Genomic DNA, 13,217 nt, shown 5'->3' with positions numbered 1-13,217 from the left:
CGCTGTCCTCAGTCTTTCATCGGGCCGGTTCGGACCCGACGTATGTATCTGTATTCGCTTGCAACGGAGCGGATCAATGAGTCAGGCCAGTAGTCGGCGCGAACCCGCATCGTCGATCCATTTTCGGTGACGACGTATCCGGTGCCTGGCTCATTTGGGCTGATGCGGTGGGCTGGTGCGCTATCGGTCATCCCGTCGCCCAGGACCATCGCGACCTCATCGCGGGAGCGCAATCGCAGTGCGACGGTTTGGGTGAACAGGCCACGCATGGGCAGGATCTCCTTGCGTGGGTCCTGCATGAAAGCCGCGACTACGACGCCCACGGCTCGCCCCTTGGTCAGGATGCGGGAGAGCGATGCCGCGACTTGTTTCTTTAGTGCGGCGTCGGTGATGTAGGCAGTGAGGCCTGCCAATTCATCGATGAGTAGTACGACGAGCGGGCTTGTGCTGCTTGGTGTGTGAGAACGTGTGTGGCCGGCCATAGCTCTCCCGCGCATGTCGAGCAGCTCTTCCAACTTGGCGAGAAGCTGGGCGGCTTCGGTTTCGGTTGTTGCGACCCTGGTGAAGAGGGCAACCCGACCGACACCTCGATCCCGTATTTGAGATCTATGGCGAACAGCAGTGCAGTTCCCGATTTGACGGCCGGGCCCAGTCCGCAGGCGATGCCCCAGAAAATGGAGCCCTTGCCCGCGCCTGAGCATCCCACGGTCAGGGTGTGAAGCCCGGCGATGCGGAGAAGCCATGCCGACCCGTTCTCGCGTCGTCCGATCTCGACGGTCGCCGCGTCGCTTCTGGTTGGCGTGTTCGCGGTCTCAACGACTGACAATTGTTCTCTCATAACGAACTCCATGCGCACTGTACCTGGTGCAATTACCGTCGAACGACCGGAATGTGCTCCGACAGCATCACGGATAGCTGGAACCGCCTTTTCGAGGTCGTCAACCGTCTGGCCCGTCCGTGTGCGGACGCGCAGGCGTAGACAGTGGCCGGACATCCTCACTCCGAGTACTTCGGGGTGAGTCCAGATCTTCTTCGTAGTTTGCTTGCCCTGCATGTCCTTTCGAGTCACGTTCCTTGAGCTTGACAAGCCGGAGTCCCTGGCGATTCGTGGCCAGGCGATCAGGCTCCAGAGCATCCATCGGGCCTGCCGTGCGTTTACGCCAAAGTAGCGCTCGTATGTGACAGGGGATCGCAAGCGCCAGATAACCAGTCCGATACAAATTGCGATAGTCGTCCCGAAGAGCCATGCTGTGCAGAGCTTTAACAGGTGTGCGAGGTAGTCGAGATCGATGCCAACGTCGGCATCTGGAACCGCGTATGGGTCATTGGGTATTGCGGGGTAAGGGTCGTCGAACTGGCTCATGCCGATGCGCGGCCCGATGCCGACGAAGCTGCCTTGCCCGTGTCAGCAGTCATGCCCGACGCTCGAAATGACCACGCAATGCGACCGCCTTCACTCGAACGGTCAACGTAGGGCAATATGCACAAGTCATCGAAAATTACCGGGGCAAATGGCATCCCGTTCGCATTCGGTGGGCTTTCAGGCGGTGTCGGCGTTGCAAACTTGACGGTGAGGGTGCGGGCCCGCTTGCTTGCCGCCGGATCGCCATCAAGGACTTCGACCTGCCATAACGGAAGGCCTGACTCACGGTCGGATGCCTGGACCTTGTTGTCCCTCGTTGACCGCTCGTAGTCGATTACCGCCGTCACGTCGGACACCACGAACGCCCGATGTTGGAACACTTGTTGGTGAGAAACGTTGAGCCACTTCGGCACTGACACTCGTTAACCTTCCGTTGGAATCGCTCTAACGAATAGATCCTCCCATCCGCTCTCCGGGTTTCGCTACGGTCGATCAAACTTCTTCAAGATTCTCTGACGAGCAAGGGCCTGTAAACCTGCGGGACAACGCTCGACGCGCGACCTGCTGATCGAGTTGCTCTGCCGCGGCGGCTTGAGGCAACGTGCCAAGCCTTCGGTCACCGCCACGCGGGACACCACCGGCTCGCTTGCGACATCAGTGTCTGGGGGTAGCGTTTACTGCACCATGGCCGTTGACTGGGCACGTCTTGACCAACCCAAATTCGACCGGATTGTTGAGGCTCTGGTGCGCCACAGATTCGGGGAGAAGGTGCGAGCGGTCAATGGCCGCGGCGGTGACGAGGGTATCGACATCGGGATTACGTTGGCCGACGGCGGCCTTTGGATTCTTCAGTTGAAGTACTACCCGGAAGGATTTTCTTCCGTATGGGGCAAGCGTCGCACAGAAATCGCCAAGTCATTCCGGCGCGCCAAGAAACACACTCCCGCGAAGTGGTCTCTGCTGGTGCCAAGCCTCTGCACCACCCCTGAGCACAACTACGTCGTGAACCTCAACGGCGGCCGGGCATCACCAGCGATCACGTTGATCGATCGCGATGACCTGGACGCCTGGATGGCCGAAGCTCCGTCAATTGACAGATATGTTCAAAGGACTGCCACCAGCGAATTGCGAGAGATGGTCCGCGATTTCAGCCAAGAGCGGGCCGCTCTGCTCGACGGGATTCGCGACGTCGCTAGTAGGGTGCGCAACCTTGGCAGCATCGTTGACGCGGTTGATCCGGATTGGGCGGTCGACTTCGCGCGGCGGGGCGACATCACCTCAGTTGAAATTCGCCCCCGGGATGCGGATGCCCCTCTGCGCAGCCCGATCGGGTTCACTGTTGAGGTTGATGAGTTGGGCGACGAGCACGCTGAGTTAGAGCAGCAGCTGATGCGAACCATCGGCTATGCGACGCCGGAGACACTGCAATTTCCCAGAAATGTCGTGCGATCCGTCCGGTTTGACGGACCGGACTTCATCGCAGGCGAATACCCGCCCGGAGCCGTCGGAATCGCTCTGAGACCTAGCGGATCCGCAATCGGTAGACCTCTCGAACTACGGACAGTGCATGAAGACACGGTCGTCGCCAGTTACGAGGGGCGGATCACCCATGCTGCACCTGGATCGATCGGTGGATCCATCGAAGCGGCCTTTTGCAATGGTCACCTTAACGTTCGATTTCGGCTGCGACACGATGCCGAAATTGAGGATGCGGACGAGTTTGGTGAGCCAGGTATTTCTCTTGAACTCGACTATGGCGAAATATCGCCCTCTCTTGTTGAGCAAATCCTGTCGACTCGCCGTGCAATTCGCTTCGCGTCACGGCTCGAAGCCTGGTTCAATGGCGAGTTCCTATTCGCGATTAAGCTATCTGACGTACCCGAGTCCGCGAAGGACTACGAGGCCGACTTACTTGCAGTCGAGCAGTTCGCTCACGACCTCGACGTCGTTCAGCGCCATACCAACCAATTCTTCAACATCCCTGAGTTTATGCACCCCGGCGATCGAGTGAAGTTGAGAGTCGCCCGCATACTGGCCGAAGGCCACATTGTCGCCTCACCAAGGGCACCGCGATTCACCCTTCAAATGACCGGCCACGACACTCCGGAAGTGCGCGCAATGCTGACAGGGCCTCGATCTATTGTGTGGCCCGCAGGGCCCACTCCATAACGATTGGCGGCCACGAACTGGTGATCGGTGACGTTTATGCAGTCCATCCCGCTGCCACCGCGATAAATGTCGATGCGGCGCTTGCTGCTCTCGACGCGGGTCAGGCTAACGGCTTTTCCGTAGACTTCCGCCCGGGTGATGACCCGTACTTCTACCTGACCCTTGCCGATGTCCCTCGACAAGAGATAGCTGGTCGCTATCTCGCTCAATGGACCTTGACTGGCATCCAGCAGCCAGGTGTTCCCGATCTGGATTGGTCAGAACCTTAGCGGTCCCACAATCGATACGCAGGAAGTGCGGGACCAAAACTTCAAGATCTTGCTTCTAATGAAGCCCGCTGCGCGCTAACGGCGCCCAATGCGATAGAGCACACGATAGTCGCTGGTGCGCAGATTCTTTCGCCTTTGAAATGTGCTCTTAGCTGCTTTCGCGCCAAGGCTTGAGACGGTGGCAAGGCCCGCACCCGCAGTCAGGAGCCCTTGTCCGGCATACGCGCTAGCGATGGTGGTGGCTACGGCCAGCCAGGATTTCTCGTCGGTTAAGACTGACTCAACGAAACCGTCGACGGCTGAGCGGTTGAGCCGAAAGAGTGCGGCAATCTCCTCGTTGGCCTGATAGCGCAGGAAACGCTCGACGGCGCCGATCACGTCATCGAGACCATTCGGTGGCGGCATGTCCTTCGCAAGGAGAAGGCACTTGCCCTTTAGAGACTCGACCTCATGGCGGTGACGTCGACGCAGGTCCGCGAGTCGATCGACCCTCCGGGCATCAAGCGGATCGAGCTGCTGCGCAAGGATTCGCGCGAAGATTTCCCACGCAACAATTTGGGTACCGATAATCGCATCAGGTTTTTCGGCTTCATCTACAGGTAGCTTCTCGAGAAGTGGTAGCAGCTGAATGTTGTTGAACAGCAGGACATCGCTTGCGTCGGCCGCGCGCGGCGTCAATGTCAGCCGCGGTAGGTAGCAGGACACCAGCAGTTGTGGGGTCGAGGATAAGGCGAAAAGCTGACCGCAGTATTCATATAATCCGTTGAGATCCCGATCGAGTTCGACGTATTTGTCTATTAGCAGGTGATGGAATACTTCGCCGGCTGCGGCGCCAGGGTCTAGCCTGGCGATGGTTGTGTCTATGGTTTCGCCAGTGGTTCGAAGGAAGGCAAGGCCTCTCTCGATCGCAGCGGTGTCGGCGTCGAATGCGAATAAGGAACTCACAAATGTGTCCTTCAGCGGATTTAACAACTCCTTTGTGTGTTTCCAGGCATCGACCTGTGCGCCGTAGAGGGCATCGATTTGGAAGAACCTTGGTGCCCAATCGGGACGCCAGCTAGCTACGAGGTCGTGCAAACCGAAAGCCTCTTCATCCGGAATCCATATTGGTGACGGCAAAACAACGGGGACATCGAAGTAGAGGAAAGTCGCGGCACTGACCAGATGCGTCGAAGTTAGTGGGTCTGGAAAAACAAGCGGACTCATGGATTCAGGTGCGTCGGAGCCGGCACCATGATCGATATCCACCAGGCCTCCTTCAGGGTGCGCAATATGTGCAACTGTGCAACTGTATCGGGGTCATCAACCGTTCCTGTTCGGCGGCGATTGGTTTGCAAGGTGGACACGGGCTACGGCCGAGCCGCATGGGCCGCCCAGACGCGCCGAGTGCAGCCGCAGCCAGGCAACCTCGACGGCCAGTCGCCGACTCCTGAACTCGCTGATTTAGCGGCGCTTCCGAGGTTGTGCCATGGGCGCAGCGGGTGGCAGTGGTCGCGCTCCGAAAATAACTCAAGACTGGAGCGCCACTCATGGCGGCTACGGCCTACAGTCAACTCATGTCCCCCGATCGCCTGCGGGAAGACCGCCTATGCCTCTCACGCTGAGAGCTCAGGGATGAGCGTGTCGACGCCTTAGCGCCGTACCGGACCGGATTCCGGTGTTGACGAGCAGCTGAGTTTTGGCTTTCTTCCGCCTCGTGCAGACCATCCGATCTCCGCGGTGCCATTTGTTACCGCATTTCTTGCTTTGGCCGAAGTAAAGGGCTTGGGCATGAAGGGGTTGCACTCGTTTGTGCTTCGATACGGCGACGAACTTGGCGCAGTGTTCGAATCGACAGAGGAAGAGATCTCCCAGGCCCACGCCGGTGGTAAGCCGAGTAGTAATTCTTATGCCATTGCTCGTGAAATCAAAAGAGACGCAGGCAGACTGGTCGAATCCGGGGCGTTGAAAAGGATAACGCTGAAAGCGGAATCGGTGTCGTTGCTAGGGCCGAGCGAACTGCCAAGCAAGCTGCTTGAGATGCGCGATGGGCCGAGATGGCTATTCGTGCAAGGAGACGCTGCCTTGATCGAGCACTCGCCTCACATTGCTGTTATTGGAACGCGCAACGCGACACCGTCGGGCTTGGCAGCTACTTTAGCCACCATCCGAACAGTTGCAGCTTATCCGGTTAGTATTGTCTCGGGTCTTGCCGAAGGAATAGATGCCGCAGCTCATGATGCTGCGCTGCGTTATGGTCTCCGCAATATTGCGATACTTGGCCACGGAATCGACCTCACATTTCCGGCTGCAACAGCGGAAATACGGCGAAGGATAATTAGCAATGGTGGAGCAGTAGTCACTGAATACCCGCCGACCGAGCACTACAGGAAACAATACTTCGTTCAACGCAACCGCATTCAAGCCGGGCTCGCTGATCTTGTCATTGCGGCCGAAGGAAATTCCAGGGGCGGGACCGCGCACACTATACACAACTATACACATTAGTGCAAGATATCGTCGACAGATTGTGGGCTACGACTGGGACGGCGTCGACGATCTGCCGCAACTTATCCGGTCGCAGGCCAACGGATTGGTCTTACAGATTTTCTCAGCGGCTGGGCGGCGTGATTTGGATAGCATTGTTCGGGCCACGGTCGAGCGGACAGGAAAATTGGCCTCAAGTTTGAGTCTTGTTGAACGATATCTTCGAGAAGAAGCACGGTTCAGGCAGGTGCGAAGCGAGGACCTCGACGCCATTCGAAGATTGCTCGACGAACTAACGGAGACGTTGCGGTGATCAAGGGAGTGATCTTTGACTATAAAACCGTATTCGTAAACTCAGCGCCATTGCAAGCCAAGGTGGCCACGATGTTGAACGACCTGCGAAGCCGCGGCCTAAATGTTTGCATCTTCTCGACTGACCCAATGGACGTTATCGGCGAATGCGCCAAGCGGGGTCTTCCTCCGCCTGACACATATATTCACCGTGGAAACGTGTTTGAAGGCAAGAACCGCGGATCGCCCGAATGGATAAACGCCCTGCTGAACGAATTTCCAGTCCAACCCTACGACCTGTTCTATGTTGGGGCAACGAAACTTGATTGGCGGACGGCAATCAATTCAGCGGTGATGTACGCCCACGCAGGGTGGGTCGGAGGGCAGCCAAGGGGCACGACATCGATCGTCATCGATGAGCCCGCCGAGGTAACCGAATTCGTCGATATCTTCCTTCTAGTTGAGCCACGCTGGAGCTATCGCTTGAGCGACGCGGCGGGCGGCCTGGAAATCCGAGCAGTCCCTCCAGCGTCGGGATCACTGCCGTCGACGCCCGCCAGCTCGTTCAATCTCCTCGACGTTTTCACTTATGACTGAAAACCCATGGTGGGGGCGCGGCAGCAGCATTCGGCGCGGGATCTTCTTATGATGCATGTTGTCACGAGTTGCTACCTAGAGGGTCTTCTTGTTAGCGGAACTCATTTCTGCGTATACCCAAGCAGCAAAATGGGCAAAGTCAGTGCCCAGTTACAGGAATATGTTCTTCCTGCCTCGCGGCTAGTTCACGGTTTCTACAAAGATGATCTACTTGATCGCTACCGCAACGCAACCGATACCAGCCTAGAACGAGTCAACGCCAAAAGACAGGGACGGACGCCGAATGTGTCCATCCTGGATCAGGCTAATACGGTGAAGGTTGACGGTAAGTACATTGGCGGCAAACTAGCCGGTCGAACGGTTGTGGTCTTCGATGATTTTATGACGCAGGGTACGTCGTTATCATGGGCTTATCAGCTTTTGTCTGCCGCCGGTGCATCGAAAGTCGTGCTAGTTTCGATCGGTAAGTACGGTGGCGGCAGGTTCTTGCAGAAGGTATCAAACGGCGCAATGTCACCGTTTGAAAAACGCGAATACTCGGGTGCGGATTTCTATGCCGAATAAAGGACATTAACTGAAGACCCGGCGAACCAGAGGCGTATGCAGGAACTATTCGCTATCCTTGCCTCTAGTTAGAATTATTTTCGAACATGGACCAGCCGGTTCAAGCTGCCGCGATAGGTTCCTTTTATGTAGCTCATATTTCGCTGTTGGGCGTCAGTGCTGCGTGGCCGATCATATGCACTCGTGTGCGAAGCTGGGTGAATCCGTCACTAACACTGGCAACAAGATGTCTGGCTTAGCGGGGCTCAAGCTGCTGATAACGCCGCCGCAAGTTGCGATGCGAACCTAGCCCCATCGTTTACGAGCGCGTAGCCGCCGCCGAGTCCTCCTTGGTTACATAGCTGTCGTCTTCGGCGGACTGTTCGTCGGCCCAATCTTCCGGTCTTGCTGTGCACCCGCTGGACTGTGACACTGGCCATGCGTGGGTGAATCGACGTAGGGAATGGACTCGTGCAATCGCCGTAGAGGGCCTGCGATCGTGACCAGCGACGAACGATCCGACGCGCCGTCAGGTAGGCATCCTGAACGATCTCCACGACTGCGGTTGCTCGTTGCAACCCATGGACTCCCCAAAAACGACCCGGCCCGCGACCCGGTTTTCGCCAAGGCTCGGGAACGATGTGCTGGTATTCTTTGTCGCCCAGACTATTTGGCGACGAATGCTTGGTGAAATAGATCGCCAGTCGTTTTGGGTCACAGGCACGCAATCCGTTCAAAATGTCGATGGCAGTGCCGGCCAATCTGTGGCGCGCACATTGCTCGGCATCGGGATGCGCAACGATGTCGGCCCATTCCTGCGACAGCCAGTCCCGGAATTTGCGGCCCGACCGGCCAAGGCCATTTGGTGGAGCCATCCAGAGGTGAATATGTGGCGCACCGCGACGCTGAAACTCCAACTTCCAGATGTAACGCGCCGGTTCGCCCCACTCGCGCTGAAACCGCTTGCGCCACAGAACCATGTGTCGCTTCACGCTGGCCCCGTCACGCGCGACGGTTTCCCAGTCGCCGGGATAGGTCAGCGTGACCATCGCAGGCACGCGGCCGCTTTCCACCAGCGGCGTGTAGTCGAGCTCGGCGAAGGTGCGGCACGTTGCAGCGCGTGACTTGCGGGACCATTCGGTGATCGTGCGCCCAGGCGGATTGGGCCTATCCCTGTCGGCCTTTACCCGATCGACCTCATTGGCTACGTCGAGCCGGTGCCGACCGACCGCTCGCTCGGATGCCTTTTCCGCACGGACGGGCCTGGTCCAGCCAAGGCGGACGACACCAGGGCCGATGGTGATCCGGAACCGGCCAGACTCGGGTTCCACGCCCAGCCGGTCCCGCCCAGAAGCCCACGGCTGCGCCGGTTCAAACAGTGCCGCCGCCGCGGCCACCATGTCAGGGTTCGGGAACCGCAAACCCAGGGCGTCCGCGGCCGAGAAATTCGCCTCAACCCCGCCATCGGCGGCGTCGCGGACATGTTTGGGACATATAACAAGCCCGTTGGTCCCAGCCGGAACACGGCCTACGCCGCTACCGCCGTCCGACCGGCCGCTGTCGCTCTCGCGCCCTGCGGCCTTAACGGCCTCGGGCACTCGCTGTCTACCGGCGTCCGCGGCTCCGGCCGTGTTCCGGCTGGCCGTTCGGGTTGTGGTCAGTCCAAGTGGTGAATCCGCCGCAGCGCCAATTGAGCGCTCGGTCGGCACAGAGATGCTGGGCATCGGGTACCTACTCCCCGGGAGCCCAAGGCGCGCATCATCGAGTGATGGGCGACGAAGGGTTCCCTGTCGGGAGTGCTGTCACCGCGTCCGGTTTCTGTCCGGTCGCCGGACAGACGGCATGCGTCAGACGCGCTCAGCGCGTCGCATTTGACGCATGAAATCCGTTAAACTGCAGTTCAGCGGCTAATCAGTCCGCCTGAAAAGCGGAAGGTCGGCGGTTCGATCCCGCCCCTGGCCACCATGTATCAGCCCAGTTAAGGGCAGCAAATCGCTCCTCGTGCTCGCAGAATCCCGTCGGGTCAGAGCGCTCCATGGGGCCAAAATGGGGCCAGCTTATGGTGAAGGTCGGATTTGCTACGAGGCTGAAGGTCACCGCTTTCCGGGCAGCGGGCAACACCGTGCGTGCCGGCCAGGCTCGGAACGCTCAGTCACCGGGCTGAAGTTCACCCAGCGCGTCGAGGGCGGCAGCGATGTCGTCGAGTTCCTCGTCGAAGAGGTCGGCGTAGGTATGAGCGGTCACCGTTATCGACGCGTGGCCCTTCGCCTTCTGAAGTAGGCGAAGGTCTGCTCCGGCTCGCCGCGGCAAAGAAGCATAGGTATGCCGCAGATCGTGCACCCGCAGCTTCTCGCGCTCGATCTGGGTGATCGCCGTCGGCCAGCGGACCGAGCGCTTCCAGTTCTCTAGCCCCAGCCGCGATCCACGCGCGGATGCCACCGCCGGCGCTCCGGGTGCACGGCCGTCGATGCGTCCTTTGAATATTGGGACCAACAGCTGAAGGATCGGGACCGACTGGCGCCCGGCCTTGGATTTCGGATTGCCTTCCACGAGCTTGCAGCCGACCTGGGTAATCGAGCGGCGCACCCGGATGCTGCGTGCATCCAATTCGATGTCCTCGACGTTGAGCCCGGTGAGTTCGCAGAACCGCAGCCCACTGTAGGCCAGAATCGACACGACGTCGCCCTGATCCCCGCATGCGTGGGCCAGTGCCGCGACCTCGCCGGCCGTCAGGTAGGTGTGGGTGGTCTCGCGCATCGGCGGAAACTTTGTTCTGGCCGCGGGATTCTTCCCGAGTAGATGACCCAAGTCGACCGCGTGGTTGAGCGTCATCTTGAGCACAGAGTGGGTCCAGCGAACCGTCCGCGGACTTAGGCCGTCCGCGGACATGCCGTTGATCCACAGTTGAATTGACTTGTGGTCGATCTTTCCGATCGGCCAGTCGGCGAAGCGCGGCTCCACGCCATGACCCGCGGCCGTCATACCCCAATACGGCCTACCTGCACGAGCGGATCGCCGGCGAAGACGAGACAGCCAACCCGACGGAGTCCCCATCCGACGATGCGCCTACCAGCAATGGCGCGGCACCGGTACGGGAATCAACATCGCTGAGGGGCGCACCGTCGATGAGGGTCACGGCCGCAGTCAAGGCAACTGCGGCGGCTACTCGCTGGCCTATGACTCCCGCCGCACGACAGACTGACTTCACTCGTCGGTGGGTTGAACGGAATCTGTAGTCGAGTCTCAGAACTAAGCATTTGAGAATGCGTTAACCGCAGCCGGAGGTAATTGTGTCCTACGGCACAGTGGAGATGGCAGTATGCACACGTGTGGTTTGTGCCAGAAGGCAGACCTACTGGCGGCGAATGCAATTCCCGAGCGGGGGACGGTGTAGCGACCACTAATGACACCGACCGAGGAACTCCTGGTCAAAGGCGGTTTTGCCTTGTTCCCGCACCCAGGGTGTCAATGGCCAAGTTGAAGTATCCGCTGGTGGCCAGATAGAAGTATCCACCCCGGGCGGTAGTTCCTAGGTTGGTGTGGGTTGCTCCTTCCGGTGCTGGGCGTCCTTCATGCGGTAGGAGTCGCCGTCGGTGATGACGAGGGTGGCGTGGTGTAGCAGGCGGTTGAGGATGCTGACTGCGGTGGTCTGCTCGGGCAGGAACCGGCCCCATTGTTCGAAGGGCCAGTGTGACCCGATGGCCAGGCTGCGGCGTTCGTAGGCGCCGGCGACCAAGCGGAACAGCAGTTGGGTACCGGTGTCATCGAGTGGGGCGAAGCCGAGTTCGTCCAAGATGATCAGGTCGACCCGCAGCAGCGATTCGATGATCTTGCCGACGGTGTTGTCGGCCAGGCCGCGGTAGAGGGTCTCGACGAGATCAGCGGCGGTGAAGTAGCGGACCCTGAGCCCGGCGTGGATCGCCGCGGTCCCCAACCCGATCAGGGTGTGGGATTTGCCGGTGCCGGCCGGGCCGATGATCGCCAGGTTCTGTTGGGCCCGTATCCATTCCAGACTTGACAGGTAGTCGAAAACCTTCGGCGGGATCGACGAGGCGGCCACGTCGAAGGACTCCAACGTTTTCGAGACGGGGAACGCGGCGGCCTTGAGCCGGTTGACGATGTTGGAGGCATCCCGGGCGGCCAGTTCGGTCTCGACGAGCGTGCGCAGCACTTCCTCAGGAGTCCAGCGTTGGGTCTTGGCGGTCAGCAAGACCTCGGTGCGCTGCGCCGCACCGCGGCCAACTTCAACCGCCGCAGCCCGGCATCCAGATCAGCGGCCAGCGGCGGCACCGACGGCGGCGCCACGGGTTCGACGGCAGTCGTTGGTGATGTCGTGGTCATGAGATCACCTCGTCATCGGCTCCGACGGGTCCGATCTTGTAGGCGTCCAGGGAACGCATCGGGGCGACCGGTAGGTCCAGAATCAGCGCATCCCCGGCAGGGCGGGGTTGTGGGGTTCCGGTGCCCGCGGCCAGGATGGAGCGCACGTCGGCGGCCCGGAACCGGCGAAACGCCACCGCCCGGTGCAGCGCCGCGATCAGCGCGTCGGTGCCGTGGGCGGCCCCCAGGGCGAGCAGGATCTCCAGCTCTGCGGCTAGGTCCTGTCTGCTAATTGCGGACGCGGTGGTAGGTGATGATGGCGGCCAGGGTGACACCGCTGAGGTAGGTCAGGGCGTATTTGTCGTAGCAGGTGGCGACCGCGCGCCAGTGTTTGAGCCGGTTGAAGCTTCGCTCGACGGTGTTGCGGTGCTTGTAGATTCGGCCTGAGAACCCCGGAGGCCGTCCTCTGTTGCGGCCTTTGGCTTTGCGGCGGGTGATCTGGTCGCTGCGCTCGGGGATGGTATGGGCGATCTTGAGCCGGCGCAGCTGTGCCCGCGTCGAGTCATGGGAGTACGCCTTGTCCGCCAGCAGGTGAAACGGGGCGTATGAGTTGCTGCACCGGGCGGCCAGCAATGGCCAAAGCATCGGATTATCACCGGCTTGACCGGCCGACAGTGCCAGGGTGACCGGACTGCACAGCTGGTCGGTCAAGGCGTGGATCTTGGTAGTCAGCCCGCCGCGGGAACGCCCAATGGCGTGGTCATCGGGCTCATCGAGATATTTCTTGTAATTCGACAGATCCCCCTGTGCGGCGCCCGGGGCGCTCCGGCTGCGTGTTGGTGGGCGCGCACACTGGTCGAATCGACCGACAACAGTGCGCCCAGGTCGGCGTCCTCGGCGTCGAGGTCAGAGGCGATCGCCGCGAAGATCCGCGCGTAGATGCCATCGACCGACCAGCGTAGATGCCTCTCGGCCACCGATTGCCAGGGACCGAAGTGCTCGGGCAGGTCACACCACGGAGATCCCGTACGGTAACGCCAGATAATGCCCTCCAGAGTACGTCGATGATCGTTCCACGGCCGGCCACGCCGCCGCCCCGCAGGCAACACCGCCACGATCAGCGACCACAAATCATCAGAAATCGCATGCGTCCGCATCACCCAAACAGCATCAGCCAAAACACCATTCACATTAAGCAG

9 protein-coding genes, 1 tRNA gene and 4 pseudogenes are annotated in these 13,217 nt (G+C 59.9%); 6 read left to right on the top strand and 8 right to left on the bottom strand.

The features are described from left to right. Window positions 1–8: 8 nt before the first annotated feature. Window positions 9–1,363, bottom strand: a pseudogene (locus G6N41_RS26240) (cell division protein FtsK). Further along, a complete protein-coding gene (locus G6N41_RS26235) occupies window positions 1,360–1,782 on the bottom strand; it encodes a plasmid replication, integration and excision activator (protein WP_198966101.1) in 423 nt (140 codons plus the stop codon). Before G6N41_RS26235 ends, G6N41_RS26240 begins: the two are co-directional and overlap by 4 nt. A 265-nt stretch (window positions 1,783–2,047) precedes the next feature. Between G6N41_RS26235 and G6N41_RS26230 the strand changes: the two genes are divergently transcribed. Both G6N41_RS26230 and G6N41_RS26225 read left to right on the top strand, forming a co-directional pair. Next, window positions 2,048–3,532 (top strand): PDDEXK family nuclease, encoded by a 1,485-nt coding sequence (locus G6N41_RS26230; protein ID WP_198966100.1) that lies wholly within the window; start codon window positions 2,048–2,050, stop codon window positions 3,530–3,532. Window positions 3,533–3,552: 20 nt separating this feature from the next. Next, window positions 3,553–3,801 (top strand): hypothetical protein, encoded by a 249-nt coding sequence (locus G6N41_RS26225; protein ID WP_198966099.1) that lies wholly within the window; start codon window positions 3,553–3,555, stop codon window positions 3,799–3,801. Window positions 3,802–3,876: 75 nt separating this feature from the next. Here G6N41_RS26225 and G6N41_RS26220 read toward each other — a convergent pair whose 3' ends face one another. After that, window positions 3,877–5,049 (bottom strand): hypothetical protein, encoded by a 1,173-nt coding sequence (locus G6N41_RS26220; RefSeq protein ID WP_198966098.1) that lies wholly within the window; start codon window positions 5,047–5,049, stop codon window positions 3,877–3,879. Between the two features lie 471 nt (window positions 5,050–5,520). On the opposite strand from G6N41_RS26220, the gene G6N41_RS26215 reads away from it, so the two are divergent. The 3 genes from G6N41_RS26215 to G6N41_RS26205 all read left to right on the top strand — a co-directional run bounded on the left by G6N41_RS26215 (window position 5,521) and on the right by G6N41_RS26205 (window position 7,719). Further along, the gene (locus G6N41_RS26215; RefSeq protein WP_198966097.1) at window positions 5,521–6,288 is read left to right on the top strand and encodes a DNA-processing protein DprA; all 768 of its coding nucleotides are present in this window, start codon (window positions 5,521–5,523) and stop codon (window positions 6,286–6,288) included. 288 nt (window positions 6,289–6,576) lie between these two features. Continuing rightward, window positions 6,577–7,155 carry a hypothetical protein gene (locus G6N41_RS26210; RefSeq protein WP_198966096.1) on the top strand — a complete coding sequence of 193 codons (579 nt, stop codon included), beginning with the start codon at window positions 6,577–6,579 and terminating at the stop codon, window positions 7,153–7,155. A 129-nt stretch (window positions 7,156–7,284) separates the two neighbouring features. Further along, window positions 7,285–7,719: a phosphoribosyltransferase gene (locus G6N41_RS26205; protein ID WP_198966095.1), complete on the top strand. Its 435-nt coding sequence runs from the start codon at window positions 7,285–7,287 to the stop codon at window positions 7,717–7,719. 245 nt (window positions 7,720–7,964) lie between these two features. On the opposite strand, the gene G6N41_RS26200 is transcribed toward G6N41_RS26205, so the two are convergent. Beyond that, window positions 7,965–9,422, bottom strand: a complete 1,458-nt coding sequence (locus G6N41_RS26200; protein ID WP_198966094.1) for a rolling circle replication-associated protein — start codon at window positions 9,420–9,422, stop codon at window positions 7,965–7,967. Between the two features lie 173 nt (window positions 9,423–9,595). On the opposite strand from G6N41_RS26200, the gene G6N41_RS26195 reads away from it, so the two are divergent. Then, window positions 9,596–9,663, top strand: a tRNA-OTHER gene (locus tag G6N41_RS26195). A gap of 183 nt (window positions 9,664–9,846) precedes the next feature. Here G6N41_RS26195 and G6N41_RS26190 read toward each other — a convergent pair. The 4 genes and pseudogenes from G6N41_RS26190 to G6N41_RS26175 all read right to left on the bottom strand — a co-directional run bounded on the left by G6N41_RS26190 (window position 9,847) and on the right by G6N41_RS26175 (window position 13,178). After that, on the bottom strand, window positions 9,847–10,587 hold the full coding sequence (locus G6N41_RS26190) for a tyrosine-type recombinase/integrase (RefSeq protein WP_231608720.1): 741 nt from the start codon (window positions 10,585–10,587) through the stop codon (window positions 9,847–9,849). Window positions 10,588–11,227: 640 nt separating this feature from the next. After that, window positions 11,228–12,039 (bottom strand): annotated as a pseudogene (istB, locus tag G6N41_RS26185) (IS21-like element helper ATPase IstB). Further along, window positions 12,036–12,296, bottom strand: a pseudogene (locus G6N41_RS26180) (IS21 family transposase); the annotation flags it as partial. The pseudogenes istB and G6N41_RS26180, both read right to left, overlap by 4 nt. 10 nt (window positions 12,297–12,306) lie before the next feature. Then, a pseudogene (locus G6N41_RS26175) lies at window positions 12,307–13,178 on the bottom strand (IS5 family transposase). Window positions 13,179–13,217 lie beyond the last annotated feature (39 nt).

This window comes from Mycobacterium shottsii (assembly GCF_010728525.1).
GTDB lineage: Bacteria > Actinomycetota > Actinomycetes > Mycobacteriales > Mycobacteriaceae > Mycobacterium > Mycobacterium marinum.
The sequence above is the reverse complement of the archived record's forward strand: the minus strand, read 5'-3'. Positions and strand labels throughout refer to the sequence as shown.

What these genes read in the sequence shown, in the direction of transcription:
- G6N41_RS26190 (WP_231608720.1), bottom strand. Translation starts at nt 10,587, where the DNA reads ATGTCCGCGGACGGCCTAAGTCCGCGGACGGTTCGCTGGACCCACTCT.
- G6N41_RS26230 (WP_198966100.1), top strand. Translation starts at nt 2,048, where the DNA reads ATGGCCGTTGACTGGGCACGTCTTGACCAACCCAAATTCGACCGGATT.
- G6N41_RS26205 (WP_198966095.1), top strand. Translation starts at nt 7,285, where the DNA reads ATGGGCAAAGTCAGTGCCCAGTTACAGGAATATGTTCTTCCTGCCTCG.
- G6N41_RS26200 (WP_198966094.1), bottom strand. Translation starts at nt 9,422, where the DNA reads ATGCCCAGCATCTCTGTGCCGACCGAGCGCTCAATTGGCGCTGCGGCG.